The 26734-nt window shown below is 74.8% G+C and carries 23 protein-coding genes and 1 pseudogene; 11 read left to right on the top strand and 13 right to left on the bottom strand.

Annotated elements, in window-relative coordinates; genetic code table 11:
* Positions 1-74: 74 nt before the first annotated feature.
* Positions 75-851, bottom strand: a complete 777-nt coding sequence (gene map, locus ACZ45Q_RS10015; protein ID WP_468257632.1) for a type I methionyl aminopeptidase — start codon at positions 849-851, stop codon at positions 75-77.
* Positions 852-918: 67 nt separating this feature from the next.
* Here map and ACZ45Q_RS10010 point away from each other — a divergent pair, with 67 nt between their 5' ends.
* Positions 919-1221 (top strand): helix-turn-helix transcriptional regulator, encoded by a 303-nt coding sequence (locus tag ACZ45Q_RS10010; protein WP_468257629.1) that lies wholly within the window; start codon positions 919-921, stop codon positions 1219-1221.
* 29 nt (positions 1222-1250) lie between these two features.
* Here ACZ45Q_RS10010 and ACZ45Q_RS10005 read toward each other — a convergent pair whose 3' ends face one another.
* From ACZ45Q_RS10005 to ACZ45Q_RS09990, 4 genes are all read right to left on the bottom strand, one after another.
* Positions 1251-1934 (bottom strand): response regulator, encoded by a 684-nt coding sequence (locus ACZ45Q_RS10005; protein WP_468257626.1) that lies wholly within the window; start codon positions 1932-1934, stop codon positions 1251-1253.
* Positions 1931-3319, bottom strand: a complete 1389-nt coding sequence (locus ACZ45Q_RS10000; protein ID WP_468257624.1) for a sensor histidine kinase — start codon at positions 3317-3319, stop codon at positions 1931-1933. Before ACZ45Q_RS10000 ends, ACZ45Q_RS10005 begins: the two co-directional genes overlap by 4 nt.
* 212 nt (positions 3320-3531) lie before the next feature.
* Positions 3532-3819, bottom strand: coding sequence for a PspA-associated protein PspAA (gene pspAA, locus ACZ45Q_RS09995; protein WP_468257621.1), 288 nt, complete (start codon positions 3817-3819; stop codon positions 3532-3534).
* A gap of 31 nt (positions 3820-3850) precedes the next feature.
* Positions 3851-4648, bottom strand: coding sequence for a PspA/IM30 family protein (locus ACZ45Q_RS09990; protein WP_468257619.1), 798 nt, complete (start codon positions 4646-4648; stop codon positions 3851-3853).
* 250 nt (positions 4649-4898) lie between these two features.
* Here ACZ45Q_RS09990 and ACZ45Q_RS09985 point away from each other — a divergent pair.
* From ACZ45Q_RS09985 to ACZ45Q_RS09975, 3 genes and pseudogenes are all read left to right on the top strand, one after another.
* Positions 4899-5542: pseudogene (locus ACZ45Q_RS09985) on the top strand (DUF3043 domain-containing protein).
* 74 nt (positions 5543-5616) lie between these two features.
* Positions 5617-6363, top strand: a complete 747-nt coding sequence (locus ACZ45Q_RS09980) for a class I SAM-dependent methyltransferase (protein WP_468257616.1) — start codon at positions 5617-5619, stop codon at positions 6361-6363.
* 116 nt (positions 6364-6479) lie between these two features.
* On the top strand, positions 6480-7556 hold the full coding sequence (locus ACZ45Q_RS09975) for a S1C family serine protease (RefSeq protein ID WP_468257614.1): 1077 nt from the start codon (positions 6480-6482) through the stop codon (positions 7554-7556).
* Between the two features lie 138 nt (positions 7557-7694).
* On the opposite strand, the gene ACZ45Q_RS09970 is transcribed toward ACZ45Q_RS09975, so the two are convergent.
* Positions 7695-7907 carry a hypothetical protein gene (locus ACZ45Q_RS09970; protein WP_468257611.1) on the bottom strand — a complete coding sequence of 71 codons (213 nt, stop codon included), beginning with the start codon at positions 7905-7907 and terminating at the stop codon, positions 7695-7697.
* 191 nt (positions 7908-8098) lie between these two features.
* Here ACZ45Q_RS09970 and ACZ45Q_RS09965 point away from each other — a divergent pair, with 191 nt between their 5' ends.
* Positions 8099-9298, top strand: a complete 1200-nt coding sequence (locus tag ACZ45Q_RS09965; protein ID WP_468257608.1) for a bifunctional adenosylcobinamide kinase/adenosylcobinamide-phosphate guanylyltransferase — start codon at positions 8099-8101, stop codon at positions 9296-9298.
* Here ACZ45Q_RS09965 and ACZ45Q_RS09960 read toward each other — a convergent pair.
* Positions 9287-10339: a class I SAM-dependent methyltransferase gene (locus ACZ45Q_RS09960; RefSeq protein ID WP_468257606.1), complete on the bottom strand. Its 1053-nt coding sequence runs from the start codon at positions 10337-10339 to the stop codon at positions 9287-9289. The genes ACZ45Q_RS09965 and ACZ45Q_RS09960 overlap by 12 nt on opposite strands.
* A gap of 210 nt (positions 10340-10549) precedes the next feature.
* Here ACZ45Q_RS09960 and cobT point away from each other — a divergent pair, with 210 nt between their 5' ends.
* Entirely contained in the window at positions 10550-11674 is a 1125-nt protein-coding gene (cobT, locus tag ACZ45Q_RS09955) for a nicotinate-nucleotide--dimethylbenzimidazole phosphoribosyltransferase (protein WP_468257604.1), read from the top strand.
* Between the two features lie 285 nt (positions 11675-11959).
* On the opposite strand, the gene ACZ45Q_RS09950 is transcribed toward cobT, so the two are convergent.
* Positions 11960-12721 carry a hypothetical protein gene (locus ACZ45Q_RS09950; RefSeq protein ID WP_468257601.1) on the bottom strand — a complete coding sequence of 254 codons (762 nt, stop codon included), beginning with the start codon at positions 12719-12721 and terminating at the stop codon, positions 11960-11962.
* 60 nt (positions 12722-12781) lie between these two features.
* Between ACZ45Q_RS09950 and ACZ45Q_RS09945 the strand changes: the two genes are divergently transcribed.
* On the top strand, positions 12782-13564 hold the full coding sequence (locus ACZ45Q_RS09945) for an adenosylcobinamide-GDP ribazoletransferase (RefSeq protein ID WP_468257598.1): 783 nt from the start codon (positions 12782-12784) through the stop codon (positions 13562-13564).
* Between the two features lie 47 nt (positions 13565-13611).
* On the opposite strand, the gene ACZ45Q_RS09940 is transcribed toward ACZ45Q_RS09945, so the two are convergent.
* From ACZ45Q_RS09940 to ACZ45Q_RS09920, 5 genes are all read right to left on the bottom strand, one after another.
* Entirely contained in the window at positions 13612-14412 is an 801-nt protein-coding gene (locus ACZ45Q_RS09940; protein ID WP_468257596.1) for an endo alpha-1,4 polygalactosaminidase, read from the bottom strand.
* Positions 14409-15059 carry a spherulation-specific family 4 protein gene (locus ACZ45Q_RS09935; protein ID WP_468257593.1) on the bottom strand — a complete coding sequence of 217 codons (651 nt, stop codon included), beginning with the start codon at positions 15057-15059 and terminating at the stop codon, positions 14409-14411. Before ACZ45Q_RS09935 ends, ACZ45Q_RS09940 begins: the two co-directional genes overlap by 4 nt.
* Positions 15056-16573 (bottom strand): hypothetical protein, encoded by a 1518-nt coding sequence (locus ACZ45Q_RS09930; protein ID WP_468257590.1) that lies wholly within the window; start codon positions 16571-16573, stop codon positions 15056-15058. The genes ACZ45Q_RS09935 and ACZ45Q_RS09930 overlap by 4 nt, the downstream gene beginning before the upstream one ends.
* On the bottom strand, positions 16570-18117 hold the full coding sequence (gene pelF, locus ACZ45Q_RS09925) for a GT4 family glycosyltransferase PelF (protein WP_468257588.1): 1548 nt from the start codon (positions 18115-18117) through the stop codon (positions 16570-16572). The genes ACZ45Q_RS09930 and pelF overlap by 4 nt, the downstream gene beginning before the upstream one ends.
* Positions 18118-18259: 142 nt before the next feature.
* Positions 18260-20305 (bottom strand): hypothetical protein, encoded by a 2046-nt coding sequence (locus ACZ45Q_RS09920; RefSeq protein WP_468257585.1) that lies wholly within the window; start codon positions 20303-20305, stop codon positions 18260-18262.
* Between the two features lie 334 nt (positions 20306-20639).
* On the opposite strand from ACZ45Q_RS09920, the gene ACZ45Q_RS09915 reads away from it, so the two are divergent.
* From ACZ45Q_RS09915 to ACZ45Q_RS09900, 4 genes are all read left to right on the top strand, one after another.
* Positions 20640-22178 (top strand): leucyl aminopeptidase, encoded by a 1539-nt coding sequence (locus ACZ45Q_RS09915; protein WP_468257583.1) that lies wholly within the window; start codon positions 20640-20642, stop codon positions 22176-22178.
* A gap of 313 nt (positions 22179-22491) precedes the next feature.
* Complete coding sequence (lpdA, locus tag ACZ45Q_RS09910; protein ID WP_468257580.1) at positions 22492-23880, top strand: dihydrolipoyl dehydrogenase; 1389 nt, start codon at positions 22492-22494, stop codon at positions 23878-23880.
* A gap of 62 nt (positions 23881-23942) precedes the next feature.
* Positions 23943-25754, top strand: coding sequence for a 2-oxoglutarate dehydrogenase, E2 component, dihydrolipoamide succinyltransferase (gene sucB / locus ACZ45Q_RS09905; RefSeq protein ID WP_468257577.1), 1812 nt, complete (start codon positions 23943-23945; stop codon positions 25752-25754).
* A gap of 229 nt (positions 25755-25983) precedes the next feature.
* Positions 25984-26607, top strand: coding sequence for a GntR family transcriptional regulator (locus ACZ45Q_RS09900; protein WP_468257574.1), 624 nt, complete (start codon positions 25984-25986; stop codon positions 26605-26607).
* The last annotated feature ends 127 nt before the right edge of the window (positions 26608-26734 follow it).

Genomic DNA, 26734 nt, shown 5'->3' with positions numbered 1-26734 from the left:
GGGGCCTCACCCGCGCCTGGGGCGGGGCCTCACGCGCGCCTGGGGCGAGGGGTCTCGCGCGCCTCGGGCGGGCTTCACGCCTGCCTGGGCAGGGTGAGGATCTCGGCTCCGTCCTCGGTGATGGCGATGGTGTGCTCGCTGTGCGCCGTCCGGCAGCCCGTGGCGCTGCGGAGCGTCCAGCCGTCGGCGTCGGTGACGAGCCGCGCGGTGTCCGCCATGACCCACGGCTCCAGCGCCAGCAGCAGCCCGGGGCGCAGCGGGTAGCCGCGGCCGGGGCGTCCGGTGTTGGCGACGTGCGGGTCCTGGTGCATCGTCGATCCGATGCCGTGCCCGCCGAACTCGGTGTTGACCTGGTATCCCGCCTCGCCGAGGACCGTGCCGATCGCGTGGGAGACGTCGCCGACGCGGGCGCCGGGCCGGGCCGCGGCGATCCCCGCGGCCAGCGCGCGCTCGGTGGCGTCGATCAGGGCGACGCTCTCCTGCGGCCGGGTGTCGCCCACGATGAAGCTGATGGCGGCGTCGGCGGCGACGCCGCCCCGGGAGACGGCGAGGTCGAGCGTGAGCAGGTCGCCGTCGGCGAGCGCGTGGTCGTAGGGCCGTCCGTGCAGCACGGCGTCGTTGACGCCGGTGCAGATGTAGTGGCCGAACGGGCCGCGCCCGAAGGACGGCGCGTAGTCGACGTAGCAGGACTGCGCCCCCGCCTCGGTGATCATCTCCTGGGCCCAGCGGTCGATCTCCAGGAGGTTCGTACCGACCGCGACGCGGCTCCTGAGCGTCCGGAGGATCTCGGCGACCAGGGCTCCCGTGTCCCTCGCCCGGTCCACCATCGCGGGGTTCAGGATCTCGATCATGTGGTGCCCTTCCCTGACGCTCCAATAACAATACCGGCCCTACTGTACCGGTATTAGAATCGGTCCCATGGTCAGGTTGCCGCTCACTCCCGCCGAGGTCGAACGCGGACAGCGCCTCGGCGCACTGCTACGGCGCGCCAGGGCAGAGCGCTCGATGCTCGACGTGGCGCTCGACGCCGGGATCTCGCCGGAGACCCTGAGGAAGATCGAGTCCGGCCGCGTCGCCACCCCGGCCTTCCCCACCATCGCCGCGATCGCCGACGTCCTCGGCCTCTCCCTGGACGCGGTCTGGGCGGAGATCCGCGGGCCCGGGCAGGGGGCGGGACCGGCCGCCCCGGCGCACGAGGCACACGCGCGGCTGGCCTCCTAGCCGCAGGCCGCAGTGCACCCGTGCGAAGGTCACTCCGCCCGTGGACGTACCAGCCCGGACTCGTAGGCGACGACCACCAGTTGCGCCCGGTCCCGGGCGCCCAGCTTGGCCATGGCCCGGTTCACATGGGTCTTCACGGTGAGCGGGCTGACCTCCAGCCGCTCGGCGATCTCGTCGTTGGAATGCCCGCCGGCGACCTGCACCAGGACCTCGCGCTCCCGCCCGGTCAGGGAGTCGAGACGCTCCGAGCGAGCGGGGTCCCGGTCGGGGTCGGCGGTGGACTCCTGGGCGAGGAAGCGTGCGATCAGCCCTTTGGTGGCGGTCGGCGACAGCAGCGCCTCGCCGCCGGCCGCGACCCGGATGGCGTTGAGCAGCTCGTCGGGTTCGGAGCCCTTGCCGAGGAAGCCGGAGGCCCCGGCGCGCAGCGACTGCACGACGTAGTCGTCGACCTCGAAGGTGGTCAGGATGACCACCTTGACCCCGGCCAGGTCCGGATCGGCACTGATCATGCGGGTGGCGGCGAGACCGTCCGTGCCGGGCATGCGGATGTCCATCAGGACCACGTCCGACCGCCGCTCCCGGGCGAGGCGCACCGCCTCCGCGCCGTCCGACGCCTCGCCGACCACCTCCATGTCGGGCTCGGAGTCGACCAGCACCCGGAAGGCACTGCGCAGCAGCGCCTGGTCGTCGGCGAGCAGGACACGGATCGTCATACGGGGTCCTCCGCGGCGTCTGTGCGGTGACCGTCCGGCGGGGCGCCGGCCGGCGGGTGCGTGGCCGGCCCGTTCTCCACCGGCGCGCTCTCGACGGGCAGGATCGCATGGACCCGGAAGCCGCCTCCGTAGCGGGGACCGGTGGTGAGGGTGCCGCGCACGGCGGAGACGCGTTCGCGCATGCCGAGCAGGCCGTGGCCGCCGCCGGCCGCCGGGGCGGTGTCCCAGCCGGTGCCGTTCGCGTCCTGCCCGCCACCGGAGCCCGTGCCGGTCGTGCCGGGGCCGTTCGCGCCGTCCCTGGCGCCGGGACCCGTGCCGGTCGTGCCCGTGCCGTCGCCGTTTCCGTCGTCCAGGACGGTGATCTCGATGTGCGGCCCCACCCGGACGACGCTGACCTCGGCTCTGGCCCCGGTCCCGGCGTGCTTCTGCACGTTGGTGAGGGCCTCCTGGATGACCCGGTACGCGGCCAGGTCCACCGCGGTGGGCAGCGTGGTGCCCTGGTCGGCGCGGGCCACCTCGACGTGCAGTCCGGCGCTGCGGAAGGTGCCGGCGAGTTCGTCGAGGCGGTCCAGGCCGGGGGCCGGTTCCGTCGGGGCCTTGGGGTCGTCGGACTGGCGGAGCAGACCGACGGTGGCCCGCAGCTCCTCCAGCGCCGAGCGGCTGGCCTGGCGTACGTGGGCGAGGGCCTCCTTGGCCTGGTCGGGCCGCTTGTCCATGACGTGGGCGGCGACCCCGGCCTGCACGTTGACCAGCGCGATGTGGTGGGCGACGACGTCGTGCAGGTCGCGGGCGATGCGCAGGCGCTCCTCGGCGACCCGGCGGCGGGCCTCCTCCTCGCGGGTGCGCTCGGCCTTCTCCGCCCGCTCCCGGATGGCCTGCACGACGGCCCGGCGGCTGCGCACGGCGTCCCCCGCGGTGGCGCCGATGCCGGTCCAGGCGAAGACGGCCAGGTTCTCCTGGGAGTACCAGGGCAGCGGCCCGGCGATCATGGCGGCGCCGGTCAGCACGGTCATGGTCAGCAGGCCGATCCGCCAGGTGGTGGTGCGGTCGGTGCTGGCGGCGACGGTGTAGAGGGCGACGACCGCCGACATCACGACGGGGGCGCGCGGATCGCCGGTGACGCTCTCGATCACGGAGACCGCACCGGTCACCGCGAGGACCGGTTTCGGGGCGCGGCGGCGGAGGACGAGCGCCGCCGCGCCGGCCGTGATCAGGAGCAGGCTGAGCGGGTCCGGGGTGCGTACGCCCCAGCTGACGCCGTCGGGGCCATGGGGGTCGACGAAGGAGCCGGCCACCATGCAGGCCAGTACGGCGGCGGCGAGGGCGGCGTCCAGGGCGAGGGGATGCGCGCCCAGCCGGCAGCGGGCGCGCGCGATGGTGCTCACGCCGGTTCACGGTAGCGGGGGTGAGCGTTTGTGGGTACGGCACCCGGCGTTGGTGCGGGCCTCGCCGGGGGCTGCCGCCCCCGGGCCTGCCCGCTTCGGCCGAACGGCCTCGTCCTCGATCTCCCCCAGAGGGGGCGCCCCCGGACGGGCGGAAACCAGTCGTCCCGCCCTCAGAAGCGGACGCCGGACCGGCCGGGCCCCGGTGGGGTCGGTCAGGTGGCGGGGCCCGGGATCAGGCCGTCGTCGCTCAGGAGTTCCTGGACGTCCTGAAGGGTGGCGTCCGGGGACGGGAGGATCAGGTCGGACGGCTCCAGGAAGTCGTCCGGGAGGGGCTCGCCGAGCTCCCGTACCTTGTCCAGCAGTGCCTGGAGCGTGCGGCGGAAGCCCGGCCCGTCGCCGTTCTCCATCTCGGCCTGGAGCTCGTCGTCCAGTTTGTTCAGCTCGGCGAGGTGGCTGTCGGCCAGCCTCACCTGCCCCTCCCCCATGATCCGTACGATCATGTCGCCCTCCTAGGCGTGTGCCCCGCGGGGGCTACTGCTTGTCGAAGCGCGGGGTGTCCTGCGGCTGCTGCTGGGACTGCTGCGACTGGTCGCCGCTCTCGATGGCCTGCTGCCCGCCGGCCGAACCCCCGGCCAGCTCGGCCTTCATCCGCTGAAGCTCCAGCTCTACATCCGTACCACCGGAGAGGCGGTCCAGCTCGGCCTGGATGTCGTCCTTGTGCATACCGGACGGGTCGTCCAGGGCGCCCGAGGCGAGCAGCTCGTCGATCGCGCCGGCCCGCGCCTGGAGCTGGGCGGTCTTGTCCTCGGCACGCTGGATCGCCAGGCCGACGTCGCCCATCTCCTCGGAGATGCCGGAGAACGCCTCGCCGATCCGGGTCTGGGCCTGGGCCGCGGTGTACGTGGCCTTGATGGTCTCCTTCTTCGTGCGGAAGGCGTCGACCTTGGCCTGCAGCCGCTGGGCCGCGAGGGTGAGCTTCTCCTCCTCGCCCTGGAGCGTGGCGTGCTGCGTCTCCAGGTCGGTCACCTGCTGCTGGAGGGCGGCACGGCGGGAGAGCGCCTCGCGGGCCAGGTCCTCGCGGCCCAGCGCGAGCGCCTTGCGGCCCTGGTCCTCCAGCTTGCCGGACTGCGACTGGAGCTGGTTGAGCTGAAGCTCCAGACGCTTGCGGCTGGTCGCCACGTCGGCGACACCACGGCGCACCTTCTGCAGCAGCTCCAGCTGCTTCTGGTACGAGTAATCGAGGGTCTCGCGCGGATCCTCGGCCCGGTCCAGGGCCTTGTTCGCCTTCGCGCGGAAGAGCATCCCCATACGCTTCATGACACCGCTCATGGGCTTCGCGCGCCCCCTTCTGACCGACTCCAGCTCCAGCGACTGCAACAGAACCCACAGTACGGGCCCTGCATCCATTACCGCACTGTTCGGGGACGGATGCGCTCATCCCCAAGGACGACTGCGTACGCTCCTGATCCGGCGTAAGGAGTAGGTGGAGGTCGGGGGCGTACGCGAGGTGCCCTCTGTCTGTTCCCTGTCTGTACCCTCTGTCCCCTTACAGACGTCCGGCGTTGCCGGATCGTTCCCCGTGGGGCTGGGGCCCAAGCCTGCGACCCCGTACCCTTGGGCTTTGTGTTCCGTAGCCGTGCCAAGGAAGAGAAGGCCCCGTCCGCCGACAAGGCGCCGGTGACCGACTCCAAGCAGCCCCGTGACCCGCAGGCCCCGAAGGGCCGCCCCACGCCGAAGCGCAGTGAGGCCCGTACGCAGCGCCGCAGCGTCGCCAACACGCCGATGACGCGCAAGGAGGCCGCCAAGCGGGCCCGCGAGGAGCGGCGCACCGCCCTGGAGCGTCAGCGCCAGGCGCTGGCCAGCGGCGACGAGCGGTACCTGCCGGCCCGTGACAAGGGCCCGGTCCGCCGCTTCGCGCGCGACTTCATCGACTCTCGGTTCAACATCGCGGAGTACTTCCTGCCGATGGCCGTGCTCATCCTCGTGCTGAGCATGATCCGGGTGGCCCAGCTCCAGAACGTCGCGCTGCTGCTGTGGCTGGTGGTGATCGTGATGATCGTGCTGGACTCGATCGTCACCGGCTTCCGGCTGAAGAAGGCGCTGCGCGAGCGCTTCCCCGACGACAACAAGCGCGGCGCGGTGGCCTACGCGCTCATGCGGTCCCTCCAGATGCGCCGGCTCCGGCTTCCGAAGCCGCAGGTCAAGCGCGGAGAGCGGCCCTGACCACGACGCCGTTCCCGCAGGACGCGGCTCCGGCCCGGCCGAGCGGGCCGTGCGACCTGCTGCGCCAGGAGCTGGTGGCCCGGCAGCTCGACGAGCAGCTCGCCGGGCGGTTCCCGCTCGGGCGGCGGCTGCGGGTGCTCGACGTCGGCATGGGCCGCGGCGCGCAGGCGGTGCGGCTCGCACGGACCGGGCACCAGGTGACCGGTCTGGAGCAGGACCCGGTGCTGATCGCCGCGGCCCGCACCGCGCTGGCCGGCCAGCCCGAGGGCATCCGTGAGCGGATGCGCATCATCCAGGGCGACGGCCGGGACACGGGCGTGCACTTCCTGCCGGGCAGCTTCGACGTGGTGCTGTGCCACGGGGTGCTGATGCACGTCGAGGAGCCCGACCCGCTGCTGGCCGGGCTGGCCCGGATGCTCGCGCCGGGCGGGCTGCTGTCGCTGCTGGTGCGCAACGGCGACGCCCTGGCGATGCGGCCGGGGCTGCGCGGCGACTGGGCGGGCGCGCTGGCCGCCCTGGACTCCGCCGTGTCCCTGCCCCGGGCGCGGGCCGCCGCCGGCACCGAAGGCGCCCCGGTGCGGCCGGCGCCCGGCGGGCGGGCGTACCGCCGCTCGGCCCTGACGGCGACGCTCGCCGGCATCGGCGCCCCGCTGCACTGCTGGTACGGCGTCGGGGTCTTCACCGACACCGCCGACCCCTCGGCCCCCGCGCCGGCTCCGGAGGACCTCCCGGCCCTGCTGACGGTCGAGGAACGGGCCGGCCGGACGGACCCCTACCGCGGGGTGGCGGCACTGCTGCACCTGTGCGGCGTGCGGGGCTGACCCGGGGGCTCCCGATGCGGTGAGCGGGCCGGGGCACCGGCCCGTGGCCTGGTGGGCCGCGCCCGTTCGGGGGTGCACCGCGGGTCGGGTGGGCGGCCCGCGGCGAGACTGCGGGCATGGACGTTCTCACCCGCCGTGCCGCCCGGCTCGTCGCTCCCGTGTGTCTGCTGCTGTTCGCCGCCGGGTGTTCGGGCCCGGACCCCGCGCCGCGCGCGGAGCGGGAGCGGGAGCGGGAGGCGGCGACCGCGCGGGCCGCCGCGCCCCGGACGGCCGTCGACCTCCAGGAGAGCTACCAGCGGGTCATCGCGGACGTGCTGCCGTCGGTGGTGCAGATCCAGTCCGGCCGGGACCTGGGATCGGGTGTCGTGTACGACGACCGGGGGCACGTCGTGACCAACGCGCACGTCGTCGGGGACGAGAGGTCGTTCCGGGTCACCACCGCCAACAGCGGGGAACCGATCGCCGCGACACTGGTCTCGTCGTACCCCGAGCAGGACCTGGCCGTCATCAGGCTGGACCGGATGCCCGAGGGGGTGAAGGCGGCCCGGTTCGGGGACTCCTCCGAGGTCGGGGTCGGGCAGATCGTGCTCGCCATGGGCTCGCCGCTCGGGCTCGCGTCGAGCGTGACGCAGGGCATCGTCTCCGCAACCGGACGGACCGTCACGGAGAACCGGGGCGGCGGGGGGACCGGCGCGACCCTCGCCAACATGGTCCAGACGTCCGCGGCCATCAACCCCGGCAACAGCGGCGGCGCCCTGGTGGACCTGGACGGGCGGGTGATCGGCATTCCGACGCTCGCCGCGACCGACCCCGGCCTCGGCGAGGGCCAGGCGCCCGGCATCGGGTTCGCCATCCCGGCGACGATGGTGCGGACGGTCGCCGACCAGATCATCGAGCACGGCCGGGTCACCGACTCCGGCCGGGCCGCCCTCGGCATCGTCGGCCGGACGGTCGTCGACGCCGACCACCGGGCCGGCGGGGTGGCCGTCGTCGAGGTGGAGAACGGCGGCGCCGCCGACGAGGCGGGCATCCGGCCGGGGGACGTCATCACCGGTCTGGGCGACACGGAGATCACCACCATCACCTCGCTCGCCGAGGCGCTGGCGCCGCTGGCGCCGGGCGACCGCACGACGGTGACGTTCCGGCGGGACGGCGACGAACGGACGGTCGACGTGACGCTGGGCGAGCAGTGAGGCGGGGGCGGCCCCGGCCGGGACCGCCCCCGCTCCTCCGCCGACCGGGCCGGGCAGGCCCGGCCGGCCAGGCCTGCTCCGGCCCTGCGGTCAGGCCTGCTCGGGCCCGGCGGGTCAGGCCTGCTCGGGCCCGGCGGGTCAGGCCTGCTCGGCGTGCAGGCTCATCGGCCCGTAGATCTCCGTGGCGTCCTCGAACAGCCGCACCTGGTCCGCACCGCCCTCCTGGAGCTCCTTCCAGTGCTCCCCGATCCAGGATTCGGCGTCTCCCTGCGTGGTGAACTCCTCCGGCTCCACCGCGGGCCGGACCTCCGTCCCGTCGGCCGTCTCGAACCGCCACGTCCATGCCGCCATGTACGCCTCCCAGATGTGAGCACATGCAGAGCGGGAGCCGGATCTTGGTCCGGTTCCCGCCCGCAGCCTATGCGCTGCGCCGCGTGCGCCCCAGCGTGCCACCGGACAAGGGCGGGGGCACGGCCCGCCGGGCGGGGCCCGAGTGGGGCCTCGGGCGCGCAGGTCGTCGGGTGACCGGGGAAAATCGGGGCGTGGACGTGACTCTGCTCGGCACCGGTGCCCCCGCGGGCCTGCCCCGCCCCGAGTGTCCCTGCGCGGCCTGCGCCGTCGCGCTCGGCGAGAACGCGCGCGCGGCGACCGCGCTGCTCGTGGACGGGGCCCTGCTGCTCGACCTGACGCCGGGTGCGGCGTTCGCCGCCGCGCGGGCCGGTCATTCCCTCGGCGGTGTCGCGCAGGTGCTGCTGTCGCACCCGCACGACGGTCCCCCCGTGGAGGTGCCGGCCGGGCTGCCGCAGCCGGGGCGGGTGCCCGACGGCCGGGAGCTGGCCCTGCTGACGGGGCACCGGGTAAGGGCGGTGGCGACGGACGCCCCCGGCACGGGCTACGCGGTGACCGGTCCGGACGGGCAGCGCCTGCTGTATCTGCCGCCGGGCGCCGCGCCGGCCGGGCTGGAGGAGCCCGCCGAGTCCTACGACATGGTCCTCGCGGACGTGGTGGGCCGGCCGGACGCGCTGGCGAAGCTGCGGGCGGTGGGTGCGGTGGGGCCCACCACGGACGTGATCGCCGTCCACCTCGGGCACGAGGTGCCGCCCGGCCCGGAGCTGCACCGGCGGCTGGCGACGGCCGGGGCGCGGGCGGTGCCGGACGGGTCGACGCTGAGCGTCGGGGTGTACGAGTTCGTGCCGGACGTGCCGCGCCGGACGCTGGTGCTGGGCGGTGCCCGGTCGGGCAAGTCGGTGGAGGCGGAGCGGCGCCTGGAGGCCTTCCCCGACGTGCTGTACGTCGCCACGGGCGGCACGCGCGGCGGGGACGGTGAGTGGGCGGCGCGGGTGTGCGCCCACCGCGAGCGGCGGCCGGGGTCGTGGCGGACGGTGGAGACCTGCGACCTGGTGCCGCTGCTGAAGGACGACGGTCCACCGCTGCTGGTCGACTGTCTGTCGCTGTGGCTGACGGACGCGATGGACGCCGTCGGGGCGTGGGACGACGCGGAGTGGGCGGACGGCGGGGAACGGGCGCTGCGCGGCCGGATGCGGGAGCTGACGGACGCGGTGCGGGCCACCCGCCGGACGGTGGTCGCCGTGTCCAACGAGGTGGGATCGGGGATCGTGCCGGCCACCGCGTCGGGCCGGCGGTACCGGGACGAACTGGGCCGGCTCAACGCGGCGTTCGCCGCGGAGTGCGAGCAGGTGCTGCTGGTGGTGGCCGGGCAGGCGCTGGTGCTACGGGGCTGAGGGGCCCTCGTGCTCGCCGGTCGAGGCCTCCCTCGGCGCGGGCGGCCCGGGGGGTGGGGGCGGCACGGCCGGAGGCGGCGGGGCCGGCACGGCCCGAGGCGGCAGCGGCGGGGGCGGCGGGAGCACCTGGTGGGCCGGGGGCGGGGGCGGTGCCCCGGGCCCGGTCGGCGTGGGCCGCTGGGAGGACCCCGGGGCGGGTGGGGCGGCCGTGGGGTACTGAGCTTCCTGCGGGGCTTGCGGGTCCCGTGCGTCCTGCGCGTCCTGCGGGGCCTGCGCGTCCGGGTCCTGCCGGCCCTGCGGGTCCTTGCGGGCGATGACGCGGGGTGAGCGGGCGGGGGTGAGGACCGTGCAGCCCAGGGCGGTCAGCTCGGCGCGCAGGTGGGCCGACGGGCGGGGCGCGCGGGGGTGCGGGGACAGGCCGCGCGGGTCGGTGACGTCGACGAGCAGGTGGCCGCCGGGGCGCAGGACGTGCAGGGCGGCGCGCAGGACGGCCCGGGGATCGGGGGTGCTCTCCAGGTGGTGGAAGAGACTGACCACGTCGTAGCGGTCGCGCAGCCGGGCCGCGATGTGGGGGTCCGTCAGCCGGCCGACGTACGCCTCCTCGACGCGCTCGGCGGTGCGGGCCCGCAGGACGCGGTGGGTCGGGTCGAGGCCGTCGAAGGACGTGTACGGGAAGAGGGCGCGGGCGGTGACCGGGAAGTCGGCGTCCCCCGTCCCCACGTCCAGCCAGCTCTCCGGCTCGGGGCAGCGGCGCAGCAGGGCGCGGGCGGCGAGCAGGTGCCGGAGGCGGACGCCGGCCCGGACGGCCGGGCCGGCGGGCCGTTCCCGGCCCGGGGCGAGAGGGGGGTTGTGGAAGGTGTGGCGGCAGTCCCGGCACTGTTCGAGGGCGGAGCGCCCGCCAGGCACGGGCCTGCGCGGGTCGCCGCCGCGGCGCCGGGTGAGCAGGCGCCGCGAACCGCACCAGGGGCAGTCCTCGCGGCGGGGCTCGTGGAGGGGGACGGGCGGGACGGGGCGGGCGGACGGCAGGGACGGTGCGGCCATGCGGGCTCCCGGGCGAGACGGGCGGGGCGCAGGGGACGTACGGCCGCGCTCGGCGTGCCGGGTGTGGCGACGTGGGCTTCGCCGGCGTCCGCCGACAATCCACTGCAAAACGGAACGTATGGGATACAGATCTTGGGTGCAACGACGCCGCCCCGGCGGGGTCGCGATGTGGCGCCCTGACGTTCGAGCGGGGCCGGTACTGTTCGGCGAATGAGCTCGCTGAATCTCGACGACTTCACCGACCTGATCGAGCGCCCCGACGGCGGGGTGCGCCGCGACGCGGAGGCGCGCCGGGAGCGCCAGGTCGTGCCGCCCGGATCGCTGGGCCGGCTCGACGACCTGGGTGAGTGGCTGTCGGCGGCGCAGGCGGCCGTACCGGTACGGGCCGTGGAACGGCCCCGGGTGGTGCTCTTCGCCGGCGACCACAAGGTGGCCGAGCTGGGCGTGTCGGCACGGCCGGCGGGCGGGGCCGCCGATCTGGTGCGCGAGGTGCTGGAGGGCGCCCGGCCGGTGTCCGTGCTCGCGCGGCGCCTGGGCGTGCCGGTGCGGGTGGTGGACATGGCCCTGGACTGCGACCCGGAGTCGCTGCCCGCCGAGGTCGTACGGCACCGGGTGCGGCGCGGCGGCGGGCGGATCGACGTCGAGGACGCGCTGACCCTGGAGGAGGCCGAGGCCGCGTTCCGCGCCGGGGTAGCGGTGGCCGACGAGGAGGCCGACTCCGGTACGGATCTGGTGGTGCTCGGTGATGTGAGCGTGGGCGGTACGACGGCGGCGGGCGTGCTCATCGCGGCGCTGTGCGGGACCGACGCCTCCGTGGTCACCGGGCGGGGCGGGCTGGCCATCGACGACCTGGCGTGGATGCGCAAGTGCGGGGCGATCCGGGACGCGCTGCGGCGGGCGCGGCCGGTGCTCGGGGACCAGCTCCGGCTGCTGGCGACGGTGGGCGGGGCCGACCTGGCCGCGATGACGGGGTTCCTGGTGCAGGCGGCGGTGCGGAAGATGCCGGTGATCCTGGACGGGGTGGTGACGGCCGCGTGCGCGCTGGTCGGGCAGCGGATCGCGTTCCGGGCGCCGGACTGGTGGCTGGCCGCGCACGACAGTGGGGAGCCCGGGCAGGCGAAGGCGTTGGACCGGATGGCCCTGGAGCCGCTGCTGTCCCACGGCGTGAAGGTCGGGGAGGGGGCGGGCGGGCTGCTGGCGTTGCCCCTGGTGCAGGCGGCGGCCGCGTTGGCGGCGGAGTTGCCGGAGCGGGAGGCGGCGGAGCCGTCGGAGGACGAGGAGCCGGCGGAGGCGGGCGAGCCCGTGGCTCCGCTGGGCGCCGCCGAACCGGAGTAGCCGGCCGGCGGGACGCCGCCGGCGCCTTCCCTGGCACCCGGTGTCATGGCCGCCGCCACGACGCAGCGCGGTGCCTCCGGCGATGCACAGCTGACCGGCGCCGCCGCTGACGTTCGGGGCGCTGGAGGCGGCCCGGCGCGGCGGGGTGCCTCCCCCAGAGGGGGTACCCCCAGCGCCCACCCGTGCCGCCCTGGGGGCACCTCCCAGGCCGTTCAGGCACCGGGGAGGCACCACTGCCCGCGGCCGAGGCCGCCACGCCGACCTGGTGCCGTGCGCGGCGCTGCGTCAGCGTTCGAGGGAGCGGGTCGGGTCGGGGTCCGGCCGGCCGCCGATCCAGTCCTGGACCGCGCGGCCGGGCCCGGACCAGCGGCGGTCGTGGCGATAGGCGCGCAGGGCGGCCCTGGCGCGGGCGCGCGGCCGGCGCCCGTAGAAGCGGCGGGCCCAGGGCGAGCCGGGCCGGGCCAGCCGGACCGCGCCGACCAGGGCGACGACCGGGATCACCGCGCCGAAGACCGCGAGCCGCACCTTGCCCTTGCTGAGGGCGATCAGCGAGAAGAGGAAGTTGGTCGCGACCGTGCGGATGACGGTGGCGCGGTTCTGCAACTCGTCCTCGTCCAGGCCGTCGACGCCGAACGGCGAGAAGCCGACCAGCATCAGGCCGACCAGGGCCGCGGTGAGCACCACCACCTCCACGCTGCGCCGCCCCGCCTGAGACCAGTACACGTCGTCCAGGTGCAGGATCAGCGCGAACTCGTCCAGCACCAGCCCCACCCCGACACCGAAGACGACCGCGCCGACCGCCGAGCCGAAGCCGTGCCGCCCGGCCGCGACCGCGACGAAGCCGCCGACGACGGTGAGGACGACGCCGGGCACCACGTGGTGGATGTGCAGCCCGCCGGCCTTGACGTTGCCGAAGGGCCCCTTGCCCGCGCGGATGAGACGGGTGATGACGCGGGTGACCAGGAAGGTCAGCACGAAGGCGGAAAGCGCGAGGAGCAGCGGCAGTTTGCCGGGTTCGATGAGATTCCTGTGCCACCAATCTCCCATATGCGCACTTTATCCCCGGCTCCGCCGAGCGCCCGGCCGGCCGCCGGGTAGTCTGCGCCGGTGCTCAGGAACCCCTCGTCCGACGGCCTCCGCTTCGCCTTCGGCACGCTCACCGTGCTCCCCGTCCGGGTGACCCGCTGGGACCGCCCGGCCGCGCGCGGCGGCATGCTGTGCGCGCCGCTGGCCGGCCTGGTGGTCGGCGTGGCCGCCGCGGCCGTCGGGCTCCTGCTGCTCACCCTCGGCGCCGGGCCGCTGCTCGCCGCCGTCGGCACGGCGGCCGTACCGGCGGTGCTGACCCGGGGGCTGCACCTGGACGGGCTGGCCGACACCGCGGACGGGCTGGGCAGCGGCAGGCCCGCCGAGGACGCGCTGCGGATCATGAAGCAGTCGGACATCGGCCCGTTCGGCGTGCTCACGCTCGTGCTGGTCCTGCTGGGCCAGGTCGCCGCGCTCACCCAGGCCTACGGGGCCTCCTGGGCGCACGGGGCGCTGGCGGCCGTCGTCTCGGCGGCCGCCGCCCGGCTCGCGCTGACCCTGGCGGCCCGCGCCGGGGTGCCTGCCGCGCGCCCGGAGGGGCTGGGCGCGGCGGTCGCCGGGGTGGTGCCGGCGGGCGGGGCGCTGGGGGTGGCCGCCGCCGTGACGCTGGGCGCCGCCGCGGCGGGCGCGGCCCTCGGGCCGTACGCCGGGCTGCGGGCGGCCCTCGCGGTGGTCGTCGCCCTGGCCGCCGCCGAACTCCTGCTGCGGCACTGCGTCCGCCGTTTCGGCGGGGTCACCGGCGACGTCTTCGGCGGCCTCGCGGAGACGGCGGCCACGACGGCCCTGGTGGTCCTGGTCCTGGGCTGAGCGGACGCTCGCGCCCGGCGCACCCCGCGCTCAGCGGGCACCCGCGCTCAGCAGGCCCGGCGCCACGCCCCCAGGTCGTACTTCTTCAGCATCGAGCTGAGGCGCAGCTTCCGGGACTGCGGGCAGAAGCGGTCGGCCGGCAGTTCGTACTCGACGTGGAAGACCGCCTTGCCGGCGTCGACGAACGGCTTCAGGGCCGTGCACTCGTCGTACTGGGCGCACTGCTCGTTGACCGCGAAGTCGAAGTCGTCCACCAGCTGCGGGATCTGGTCCAGGTCGTTCTTCAGGCCCACGGCCAGGCCCCGGTCGTGGGCCAGCCGCGCGATCAGCCGGTTGTAGCGGAGCTGGTCGGCGGCGGTCAGCGGGAAGCCGGTGTCGTTGCGGTAGCCGTCCATGTTGTCCGGCTCGACGGCGTCGAAGCCCTTCTCCCGGCACATGTCGACACGCTCGGCCATCAGCGGCTCCAGGACGTCGACGCGGCGGATGTCCAGCCAGCGCTCGCCGTCCCAGCCGTTGCCGCGGCCCAGCACGGACTCGGGGAACGCACCGGCGTCCGGGCGGAACTCCTCCCAGGCGCCGGTGGACAGGTAGCAGACGACCTTGCGGCCGTCGGCGTGCAGGCCGGCGACCGTCCCGGCGGAGTGGTCGAAGCCGTCGATGTCGTAGACCGGCACGTCCACGGAGGTGTCGAGCCTCCCGCTGAGCTGCCACTGCCAGGCGGTGCCGGGCCGTGGCCGCCAGCGCTCGCCGGCGCCGTGGCCCGGCTCGCCGCCCGGGTCGTCGGGGGACGCGGTGCAGCCCGCGAGGACCAGCAGCAGGAGGGCGATCAGCAGGGCCGGGCGTTTCACGGGACGGGCTCCAGGGTGTGCGGCAACGTACCCCACGGATGATCTCCCGTGCCGGGCACCGCGCAGTGCACCGAGGCCCCCCGGGACCGGGCCAGGCCCTCCGGGTCGGCGCCGGCCGGCACCCCGTACACCAGGTGGCACAGGCGCACGCCGGAGCCGCCGGGCCACGGCCGCGCGGGCAGGTCGCGGTACGCCGTCCAGGGGCCCTCGAAGGTGACGAGGACGTCGGCGATCCGCGCGTACGACGGGTGCGGCGGGGTGCCGTGGTTGAGGACGAGGGTGCCGCAGCCCAGGCCCCGGGCCGCCACGGCGAGCCTCTGGTAGTGGGTGAACCGCGCGGGCCCGGCGGCGGCCTGGTCGAGGAACGCGCCGTCCGTGCCGTACCAGTCGCGGTACCGGACGAGGTCGCCGGCCACCTCGCCGTGCGGCCGGCGGCCGTAGTCGGTGTCGGCGTAGCCGAGGAGCCGCGCCCCCGCCTCCCGCAGCCGCGCGGCGACGCCGGCGAAGGCGGGGTCACGGCGGTCGCCGGGGCCGCCGGCCGGGTTGAGGACGACGCCGTACAGCTGGGGCGCGGCGGCGACGACCGCCTCCCACTCGGCGGGGCGGACGGCCGGATGCTCGTAGTACGGGACCAGCAGCGCGCTCATCGGTGGGCGGTCACCCTTCCCAGCAGGGCGCAGGCCAGCGCGGCCTGCGCGACGGCGGCCGTGCCGTACACCGCCAGGGCGACGCCGGGCCGGCCGCCCGCGCCGGTGAGCAGCGCCAGCGTCTGGGCGAGGGCCGCCGCGCAGCACACCGCCGCCGCACCCGGTACCGCGCCGAACGACTGGAGCAGCAGGCCGGTCCACAGCACCACGCCGAGCAGGAGCAGCCCGGCCAGGCGGGCGGCGTCGAGGCCGGGGCCGTGCGGCCAGAGGGCGGAGACGGCCAGGGCGAGGACCAGCAGGGCGGCGAGGTACCCGGACAGGCAGACCAGGACGGTGCGGGCGGTGGCCCGGCGGAAGGCGGACGGGGTGCTCGTCGAGCGCAGTCCGGCGAGGCTGCCGCTGCGCAGGCGGTACAGCAGCCACTCGGCCGGTCCCATGCTCAGGGTGAGCGCCACGGCCGCCGGCGCGGCGACGGCACCGTGCTCCCGGCCGGCCAGGACGTCGCCGAGCGCCGCGTACAGCACCAGGACGCCGGTGCCCAGCCCGAACAGGGCACAGGGCAGGGAGCCGGTGAGCCAGGGCGGGCTGCCGCGGTGCCCCCGGGGCGGGACGCCGAGGGCGCCGAAGGGCAGCAGGGCGGTGAGCCCGGCCGTCCACGAACCGTCGCCGAGGTCCTTGGCGGCGGGCGCCACCTCCCGCAGGGCGAGGGCGGCCACCACGGTGAGCGACCCGAGCAGCAGGAGCAGACGCGCCGGCTCCGGTACCGGGGTCAGCGGCAGTGCGGCGGCGCCGGCGGCGATCGGCAGCAGCGCGGCGAGCAGGGCCCGCTCCCGGCCCGTCACCAGCAGGACGGTCGCCGCGCCCAGGTAGCAGGACTGCCCGGCGGCGAAGACGGCCGCGCCGGTGCCGGCCGGTCCCGCGAACGCCAGGGCGACGAGCGAGCCGAGCAGCGCGCCGGCGGGAGCGCCGAGCAGCAGGGCGCGGCGGGCGGCGGAGCGGTCCCCGAGTCCGAGCCAGGAGTACGCCCGGTGGGCCAGGCCCTGGTTCCAGGTCCAGCCGCACAGGGCGCCGGCCAGCACCGGCACGGTGCCCGCCGGGAGGCCGGGGCCGGCGGCGCCGGTGCCGAGCAGGGGCGCCCCGAGGACGTAGGCCAGGCCGGGGAGGGCGAAGACGACGCCGCGCAGCAGACAGCCGAGGAGACCGGTCCGCCAGGGGTCGTGGAGGGGGCCGTCGGGCTCCGGGTAGCGGCGTTCGACGCGTTCGTAGAGGGCTTCGGCGAGCGCGAAGGAGTCCTTCACCCCGTACCGCTCGCGTATCCGGTCGTCCGACAGGCCGTCGGACTCCAGCAGCGCGGCGATCTCGTCGGGGTGGACGGCGGCGGCGACGAAGTCCTCCAGGTGGGCGGCGAGTTCGTCCACGGGGTCGGGCAGCGCCCAGCCGGGGGTGCGCTGGCGGGGCAGCGCGCGCAGGTGCTGCGGACGGGAGCCCGGCGGCAGCCGGACGCCGCCGCTCACCAGCCGGTCCCTTCCCCGGACTCCGTCCGGGGGGACCCCCATATCGCGGTGGACGCGTACCAGGGGTCGCGCAGCTCCAGGGTCCAGTCGGCGACGGTCTCCACCGTGGGTTCGTACACCTCGGGCAGACCGGCCAGCTCCTGGTAGACGGTGCGGAAGGCGTCGACCGAGCGGCGCAGGGTGAACCGGTCGATGACCCGCTGCCGGGACGACTCCCCCAGCCTGCGCCGCCGTTCCCCGTCACGGAGCAGGGTGAGCGCGGCGGCGGCCATCTTCTCCGGCTCGCGCGGCGGGACGACGAGCCCGGTGTCCCCGACGGCCTCGCGGACGCCGCCGACGTCCGTCGAGACCGTCGTACGGCCGCAGGACATGGCCTCGATGAGGGAGAACGGGAAGCCCTCGGAGATCGACGACAGCATGACCACGTGCCCGGCGGCATAGGCCCGCCACACCTCGGTGACGCGGCCCTCGAAGGTGAGGCCGTCGGTGACGCCGAGTTCGGCGGCGAGCTTCTCCAGCCGGGTGCGGTAGGCCTCGCCGCCCGGCGGCACCGGGCCGAAGAGCCGCAGGCGGGTCTCGGGTATCTCGGCGCGGACCTCGGCGTAGGCGCGGATCAGGGTCTCCAGGTCCTTGATCGGGTCGATCCGCCCGCACCAGCTCAGGGTGGGCACCTCGGGCTCGGGTCCCGCGTGGGGGAAGGCGGCCGGGTCGACGCCGTTGTAGACGGTGCGGATCCGGCCGGCGTCGGCGCCGCCGCGCTCCTCCCAGCGGCGGTTGTACTGGTTGCACGGCGTGATGAGATCGGCGCTGCGGTACCCGAGCGAGTTCAGCTCCCGGTAGAAGCCGAGCATGAAGGCCTTGACGGGCCACCGCTGCGCGCCGCCGCGGTACCCGAGGTAGCGCTCGCGCAGGTAGATGCCGTGTTCGGTGAGCAGGAACGGCACGCCGTCCAGCCGGCGGGCGGCGAGCGCGGGCAGCGTGGCCAGGCCGCTGCTGACGGCGTGCGCGACACAGTCCTCGGGGAGGCGGGTGCCGAGCGGACGCAGGGCGTGTTCGAGCAGGTCGGTCGCGGTCAGCGCGTCGTGCACGGTGGGGCGGGCCGCGGCCGTCGGCAGGTGCGGCATCGTCCATGTCCACATCAGTGAGCGCAGCGCCGACTCGGTGCGCATCGCCGCCGTGAGCCGTCCGGCGCGGGCGAGTTCGGCCAGCTCGTCCAGGGCGTCGCCGAAGTCGCAGCAGGAGCGGGGGTCCAGGAACGACAGCAGGAGGCGTTCGTAGGCGTCGGTGAAGCGGCGCCGGGCGCGGCCGTACGGGGGCCGGGCCCGGCCGGGGCGCGGGCCCCAGGTGGGCACGCGGGTGTGCCGGTAGACGTTGGGCGGCAGCTCCCAGGTGACGGGTTCGCGGCCGCTGCCGGTGAGCGAGACGATGTGGAAGTCGACCTCCGGCATGCCTCTGACGAGCTGGTCGCACCAGGTGCTGACCCCGCCGTGGACGTGCGGGTAGGTGCCTTCGGTGAGCATGGTGACGTGGCGGCCGGTACGCATCGCTGCGCGGCTCCCCCCTGTTTGTGCGGTTCGTGTACGGGGCTGCGGCCCGGACCCCGACTGCGGGTCGTGGCGGGCTGGTCGCGCCCACGCGGCGGAGCCGCAGATCGATACAGCCCCGCGCCCCTGAGCGGCGTTGCTCCTACCGGAGTTTCAGCGTCACCGACCGCTGCAGTGGCTCCGGGGTGGTCCAGGCCGAGCGACCGCCCGCGTACGGCGTGCCGAAGGCCGTGGTGCCGAGGAGGTGCTGTTTCCGGGTGCCCTCGGGGGCCGTCACCGGGATGTGCGTCCCCGAGGGCGCGGTGACGGTGACCGTGTCGCCGATGCGGTACGCCGTGACCCGGTTCGCGTCGACGGCCGTCCGCCAGGCCGCGCGGCGCTGGAGTTCGGTGCCGAGATCCCTCTGGGCGAGGTTCTCCAGCGGCGTGTCGTCGGCGAACAGGGCCGCGTAGTCCCCCAGTACGCGGTCCAGGACCGGGTAGAGCAGGCGGTCCTCGGCGAGGTTGGACTGGTGGACGTAGTGCGGGCGCGGGTCGTTGGAGACGACGTGGCCCAGCGCGATGCGGGCCTCCTGCGGGACGATGTGGGAGGCGAAGCCGGTGGCCGGGTCGAGCGGCTCGTCCAGGCAGGTGGAGGCCGGGTCGCTCTCGCAGATCCCGCTGCCGCCGTCGGCGCGGGAGGTGTAGATCCAGTTGTACTCGTCGGTCATCTCCTCGGCGGTGCCGACGTTGTAGTACACGTTCATCGGGTGCCGGGGGACGGTGCGGGCGGTGCCCACCGCGCGCTGCGCGGACTCGCGGGAGTTGTCCGAGGCGATCCAGCGCACCCCGTTGTCGGCGAGGGCGCCGGCCAGGTTCGGGTTGTCCTCGGGCTGCTGGGGCAGCGTCCTCAGACCGGAGTGCTCGCCGGTGACCAGTTCGGTGCGGTCCACGGGCAGGCCCTTGGCGACGGCCCAGGCGTGGTTGTCGCGGATCTGCGCGGAGATCTCGGCGCGGCTCATCCACCGGGTGCTGCCGTCGGCGTTCTCCGCGCAGGTCCACGGCACGGTGGAGGTGTCCTGCACGCAGCCCAGGTAGGGGTGGGTGTAGGTGTGGTTGATCCAGCGGTACTCGTTCCTGTCGGCGAGCAGCCGGTCGGCCAGCGGGTCCGTGCCGCCGTGCTCGGCCTTCCACTCCTCGCCCGAACCGGCGTTGTAGACCATGTCGAGCGTGAAGCCGCGCTCGCGCTGCCACTGCGCGGTGCGGGCGGCGTCGGCCGCGGTCATCCGGATGGGCGTGGTGCTCTCGCCGTCGCCGCCGGCGCAGTCGAGGTCGCCGGGCGTGCAGTTGCGTACGGTGTCCCAGCGGCTGTCGGGGGCGAGGACGTCGTCGACGTGCACGGCGAAGTAGTTGCGGTCCCGTCCCAGGTGCACGCCCTCGGTCAGCCACGCCACGATGCCGCGGGCCAGCACCTGGAACTGCCGCTGGTGCCGGTGGTAGGCGAACGTCACCACCAGCTCGCGGCGGCCGTCGCGGGCGTACTCGCCGATCAGGCTGCCGCGCCCGGAGCCGCCGGGCACCGCGGTGTCGACATAGCTGGTGAAGCCCTCCCGGGGCCGGGCCACGTAGCCGTAACTCTCCTGTACCTCGGGCGAGTTGTCCTCGAAGGAGAACGCGCCGTCGAGGTAGCCGAACGGCCCCGCCTTCCCGGCGTCCGTGACGGCGGCGTCGCTGCCGTCGAGGGTGCCGGCCCAGCCGCCGTCGCCGGTGTGGTCGAGGCCGACTCCCGGGTGCGCCCAGGTGTAGGCGTCGACCTGCGGGATGCCGTAGGTCCGCTCGTAGCTCTCCAGCGCGCTCTGCTCGGCGGAGCCCGCGCCGAACGGGGCCTCGTTGGGCAGGACGACGCCCTGGTACTTGGCCCGGGGCCGGCCGGAGACGGTGTCGCTCAGGAACGTCCCGGTGATCCTCGGGCGGTCCGGGTCGGCCAGGTCGACGGTGGTGTACGGGATGCCGGTGCTCTCCAACCGGTCGGCGATGGCCCGCACCGGACCGCCGCCGTCGTCCACGACCAGGACCCTCAGGTCGACGCGCGGTGTCTCGGCGGCCGGCGCCCCGGGCGCCCCCGGCCCCAGGACCAGCAGTCCGGCCGCGGCCAGGACGGCCGCGGACTCTCTCAGGCGGTGCGTACCGCGGGCACGGCGTCGCGCCATGGTGGTTCCTCCCCCCAGCGGGACCCTCCCGGAGGTCGATTCGGGGAGGATCCGCGGACATCATGCAAAGCGGTGGGCAAGACGCCCACCGGAACCCGACGAGTGTGACCCAGCCCACCGGGTGCGAGGATCGGGAAGCGGCCACGACGCCACCCAGAGGTGAACGCTCGGGAGAATGAGCGAACACGGGGGCGCGCGTAGGCTCGTGGCGGGCGTTCCTCCCGCCCTGGTAGGGACCACGGGGAACGAGGGATCTAGGGTCGGCTGTCGGGCCCGGTCGACCCACCCGCAATCGGCCGACACAGACTTCATACGGAAGCGAGAATTCACCACCGTGACTGCTCTCACTCTCTCCGCCGCCGCGGCGGCCGGCCTGCGGGCCGACGCGATCGTGATCGGTGTCGCCAAGGGCGACGACGGGCCGCTCGTCGCCCCCGGCGCCGAGGCCGTGGACCAGGCGTACGACGGCAAGCTCGCCGGGGTGCTGGAGACCCTCGGCGCCACCGGTGGCGAGGGTGAGCTGACGAAGCTGCCCGCGCCGGCCGGGTTCAAGGCGCCGCTCGTGGTGGCGGTGGGCCTGGGCGCGGAGCCGGAGAAGGACGCCGGGTACGACGGCGAGGCGCTGCGCAGGGCCGCCGGTGTCGCCGCCCGCGCCCTGGCCGGGTCCAAGAAGGCCGCCTTCGCGCTGCCGCTGGCCGACGCCGCCGACGCGGGCGCGGTCGGCGAGGGCGTGCTGCTCGGCGCGTACTCCTTCGACGCGTACAAGGAGAGCGGCCGGCAGGGGCAGGGCGGCGCGAAGGCCAAGAACGGCAAGGCGCCGCTGGCCGAGGCCGTGCTGATCGGCGGCAAGCCCCGCGACAAGGCGTACAAGGCGGCCGTCGAGCGTGCCGCCGCGGTCGCCGAGGAGCTGAACCGCGCCCGCGACCTGATCAACATGCCGCCGAACGACCTCAACCCCGAGGCGTTCGCCGCGATCGCGCAGACCGCGGCCAAGGAGAACGGCATCAAGGTGCAGGTGCTCGACGAGAAGGCCCTCGTCAAGGGCGGCTACGGCGGCATCCTCGGCGTCGGCGCCGGTTCGGCGTCGGGGCCGCGGCTGGTGAAGCTGTCGTACACCTCCTCCAAGGCGAAGAAGTCGCTCGCCTTCGTCGGCAAGGGCATCACCTACGACTCGGGCGGCATCTCGCTGAAGCCGGCCGGTCACAACGAGACGATGAAGTGCGACATGAGCGGTGCCGCGGCCGTCTTCGCCGCGGTGGTCGCCGCCGCGCGGCTGGGCCTGGAGGTGAACGTCACCGGCTGGCTGGCGCTGGCCGAGAACATGCCGTCGGGCTCCGCGACCCGCCCCGGTGACGTGCTGCGCATGTACAGCGGCAAGACGGTGGAGGTGCTCAACACCGACGCCGAGGGCCGGCTGGTGCTCGCCGACGCGCTGTGGGCGGCCTCGCAGGAGAAGCCGGACGCGATCGTGGACGTGGCGACGCTGACCGGCGCGATGATGCTGGCGCTGGGGAACCGGACGTTCGGGATCATGGCCAACGACGACGCGTTCCGCTCCGCGGTGTACGAGGCGGCGGAGGAGGTCGGTGAGCCGGCGTGGCCGATGCCGCTGCCGGAGCACCTGCGCAAGGGCATGGACTCGGCCACCGCCGACATCGCGAACATGGGTGAGCGGATGGGCGGCGGCCTGGTCGCCGGTCTCTTCCTGCGGGAGTTCGTGGGCGAGGGCATCACCTGGGCGCACCTGGACATCGCCGGGCCGGCCTTCAACGAGGGCGGGCCGTTCGGGTACACGCCGAAGGGCGGTACCGGGACCGCGGTGCGGACGCTGGTGCGGCTGGCCGAGCTGACGGCTTCTGGGGATCTTGGGTGACGTCCGCCCAGTAGCTCGGGGGCGCGGGTCGTCGGGCGACTGCGGGCCGGTCGTGGCTGGTCGCGCCCGCGCGGCGGAGCCGCAGATCAACACCGCCCCGCGCCCCTTTCCGGCGCTCCCCCGCCGCCCCTGGCTCGGGAACGTGGGACGTCTCACACACCGGCCCGGCGTCTCGTACGGAGCGGACAAGTGCAAAGATGGAGCCCGGCAGGACAGGGCCCCCACCTAAGGGCCGAAGAACGAGCGGCCGGACACCAGCCGCCTGTCGGTCACCGACGACCGGCGCACGGCGCACATGCATGGAGGACGTGACGTGGCGAACGACGCCAGCACCGTTTTCGACCTAGTGATCCTCGGCGGTGGCAGCGGCGGTTACGCCGCGGCCCTGCGCGGGGCGCAGCTGGGCCTGGACGTCGCCCTGATCGAGAAGGACAAGGTCGGCGGCACCTGCCTGCACCGGGGCTGCATCCCCACCAAGGCCCTGCTGCACGCGGGTGAGATCGCCGACCAGGCCCGCGAGAGCGAGCAGTTCGGTGTGAAGGCCACCTTCGAGGGCATCGACGTGGCCGCCGTGCACAAGTACAAGGACGACGTGATCACGGGGCTCTACAAGGGCCTGCAGGGTCTGGTCGCCTCCCGCAAGGTGACGTACATCGAGGGTGAGGGCCGGCTGTCCTCCCCGACCTCCGTCGACGTGAACGGCAAGCGCGTCGAGGGCCGCCACATCCTGCTGGCGACCGGTTCCGTGCCGAAGTCGCTGCCCGGCCTGGAGATCGACGGCGACCGCATCATCTCCTCCGACCACGCCCTCGTCCTGGACCGCGTGCCGAAGTCCGCGATCGTCCTCGGCGGCGGTGTCATCGGCGTCGAGTTCGCCTCCGCCTGGAAGTCCTTCGGCACCGACGTCACGGTCATCGAGGGCATGAAGCACCTCGTCCCGGTCGAGGACGAGAACAGCTCCAAGCTGCTGGAGCGGGCCTTCCGCAAGCGCGGCATCAAGTTCAACCTGGGCACCTTCTTCGAGAAGGCCGAGTACACCCAGGACGGCGTCAAGGTCACCCTCGCCGACGGCAAGGAGTTCGAGGCCGAGGTGCTGCTGGTGGCCGTCGGCCGCGGCCCGGTCTCGCAGGGCCTGGGCTACGAGGAGGCCGGGGTCGCCATGGACCGCGGCTACGTCCTGGTCGACGAGTACATGCGCACCAACGTCCCGACGATCTCCGCGGTCGGCGACCTGGTGCCCACGCTCCAGCTCGCGCACGTCGGCTTCGCCGAGGGCATCCTGGTGGCGGAGCGTCTGGCCGGTCTGAAGACCGTCCCGATCGACTACGACGGCGTGCCGCGGGTGACGTACTGCCACCCGGAGGTCGCCTCCGTCGGCATCACCGAGGCCAAGGCCAAGGAGATCTACGGTGCGGACAAGGTCGTCGCTCTGAAGTACAACCTGGCGGGCAACGGCAAGAGCAAGATCCTGAAGACCGCGGGCGAGATCAAGCTCGTCCAGGTCAAGGACGGTGCCGTGGTCGGCGTCCACATGGTCGGCGACCGCATGGGCGAGCAGGTCGGCGAGGCCCAGCTGATCTACAACTGGGAGGCGCTGCCGGCCGAGGTGGCCCAGCTCGTCCACGCCCACCCGACGCAGAACGAGGCGCTCGGCGAGGCCCACCTGGCCCTCGCGGGCAAGCCTCTGCACTCCCACGACTGACGCCTTCAGTCATCGGGCGCGACGACACAGACTTCCGTAATTCGTTAGGAGCAACCGAAACCATGGCGGTTTCCGTAACCCTTCCGGCGCTCGGCGAGAGCGTCACCGAGGGCACTGTCACCCGCTGGCTGAAGGCCGAGGGCGAGCGCGTCGAGGCCGACGAGCCGCTGCTCGAGGTGTCCACCGACAAGGTCGACACCGAGATCCCGGCCCCCGCCTCCGGCGTGCTGTCCTCCATCAAGGTCGCCGAGGACGAGACGGTCGAGGTCGGTGCCGAGCTGGCGCTGATCGACGACGGCTCCGGCGCCCCGGCCGAGGCCCCGGCCGCCGAGCAGGCCCCGCAGGCCGAGCAGGTCGCCGAGCCGGCCCCCGAGCCCGCCCCGGCCGCCCCCTCCACCGAGCAGGCCGCGCCGGCCCCGGCGCCGTCCGCCGAGGCGTCCGCCGGCGGCGGCTCCGCCGAGGGCACGGACGTGGTCCTGCCCGCGCTCGGCGAGTCCGTCACCGAGGGCACCGTCACCCGCTGGCTGAAGTCGGTCGGTGACACCGTCGAGGCCGACGAGCCGCTGCTCGAGGTCTCCACCGACAAGGTCGACACCGAGATCCCGGCCCCCGCCTCCGGCACCCTGCTGGAGATCGTGGTCGGCGAGGACGAGACCGCCGAGGTCGGCGCCAAGCTCGCCGTCATCGGCGAGGCGGGCGCCACCCCGGCTGCCGCCCCCGCGCAGGAGACCCCGGCCGCCCCCGCGCAGCCCGAGCCCGCCCAGGCCCCGGCGCCGGCCGCCCCGGCCCCGCAGGCCCCGACGGCTCCGGCCCCGCAGCAGCAGGAGACCCCGGCTCCCGAGCCGGCCCCCGCCGCCCCGGCCCCGGCTCCCGCGCCCGCCCCGGCTCCGGCCCAGGCGCCCGCCGCCCCGGCCGCCGCCAAGGCGACCGACGAGGGCGCCTACGTCACCCCGCTGGTGCGCAAGCTCGCCGCCGAGAACGGCGTCGACCTGTCCTCCGTCAAGGGCACCGGCGTCGGCGGCCGCATCCGCAAACAGGACGTCCTCGCCGCCGCCGAGGCCGCGAAGGCCGCCGCCGCCGCCCCGGCTCCGGCCGCTGCCGCCGCGCCGGCCGCGCCGGCCGGCAAGAAGGCGCCGGTCCTCGAGGCCTCCCCGCTGCGCGGCCAGACCGTGAAGATGCCGCGGATCCGCAAGGTCATCGGCGACAACATGGTCAAGGCGCTGCACGAGCAGGCGCAGCTGTCCTCGGTCGTCGAGGTCGACGTCACCCGCCTGATGAAGCTGCGCGCCCGCGCCAAGGACGCGTTCGCGGCCCGTGAGGGCGTCAAGCTCTCCCCGATGCCGTTCTTCGTCAAGGCGGCGGCCCAGGCGCTGAAGGCCCACCCGGCCATCAACGCCAAGATCAACGAGTCCGAGGGCACCATCACCTACTTCGACACCGAGAACATCGGTATCGCGGTGGACTCCGAGAAGGGCCTGATGACCCCGGTCATCAAGAACGCCGGCGACCTCAACCTGGCCGGCATCGCCAAGGCCACGGCGGAGCTGGCGGGCAAGGTCCGGGGCAACAAGATCACCCCGGACGAGCTGTCCGGCGCGACCTTCACCATCTCCAACACCGGGTCGCGCGGCGCGCTGTTCGACACGATCATCGTGCCGCCGGGCCAGGTCGCGATCCTCGGCATCGGTGCCACGGTCAAGCGTCCGGCCGTCATCGAGACGGAGGAGGGCTCGGTCATCGGCGTCCGCGACATGACGTACCTGACCCTGTCCTACGACCACCGTCTGGTGGACGGCGCCGACGCCGCGCGTTACCTGACCGCGGTCAAGGCGATCCTGGAGGCGGGCGAGTTCGAGGTCGAGCTCGGCCTCTGATCACGTGGTCCTGCGGCGCCCCCGTCCGGTTCTCCGGGCGGGGGCGCCGTCGTCTCCGGGGGCCCGCCGAGACCAGGAGCGCCGCCGTCCGCGGGCGGACACGGCGTGTAAGCCTCGTCTCACCTGCGTGAAAGCCCCCGTATGCGCCCTTCCGCCGAGGGCTCACGGCCGTATTGTCTAAGCGTCAACGCCCCAGGGGCCTCCCGCGGCCCCCCGCGAAGGAGCTCTCATGACCGCCCCCGTCGTCCACTCGCTGCGCGAGCAGATCCGCGAGCACATCCTGGAGGGGATCATCAGCGGTCGCTGGCAGCCGGGCGAGCGGATCGTGGAGCGGCGGATCGCCACCGAGCTGGAGGTCAGCCAGACGCCGGTGCGGGAGGCGCTGCGCGAGCTGGAGTCGCTGCGGCTGATCGAGTCGGCGCCGAACAAGGGCGTCCGGGTGCGGAACCTGACGGCGGCCGACCTGGAGGAGAGCTACCCGGTGCGGGCCGGTCTGGAGGCGATCGCGGCGGAGCTGGCGGCGGACCGGCTGGCGCTGGACTGCTCGGCGCTCGAACCGCACGTCGGCGCGTTGTACGAGGCCGACCGCAACGCCGACGGGACGGCTCAGGTGCGGCACACGGTGGCGTTCCACCGGGAGCTGGTGCGGGCGGCGGGCAACTCGGTGCTGCTGCACACGTGGGAGGGGCTGGGGATCGAGGTCTTCACGGCCCTGTCGATCCGGTGGCTGGGGACGGTGCAGCAGTCGTACGCCGAGGAGCACGAGGAGTTGGTCGCGGCTTTCCGGCGCCGCGATCCTCGTATCGCCGAGATCGTCAAGGCCCACGTCCTGGGCTGCGCGCCCCGCGCCTAGTTCTCGCCCCCGCCGCCCCTACCCGTCCCGTCCGGGGGGGGGGGGGGGGGGGGGGGGGGGGGGGGGGGGGGGGGGGGGGGGGGGGGGGGGGGGGGGGGGGGGGGGGGGGGGGGGGGGGGGGGGGGGG

The sequence above is a fragment of the Streptomyces sp. NPDC031049 genome (genome assembly GCF_055571015.1).
This window is presented reverse-complemented; position numbering and strand designations above follow the sequence as displayed.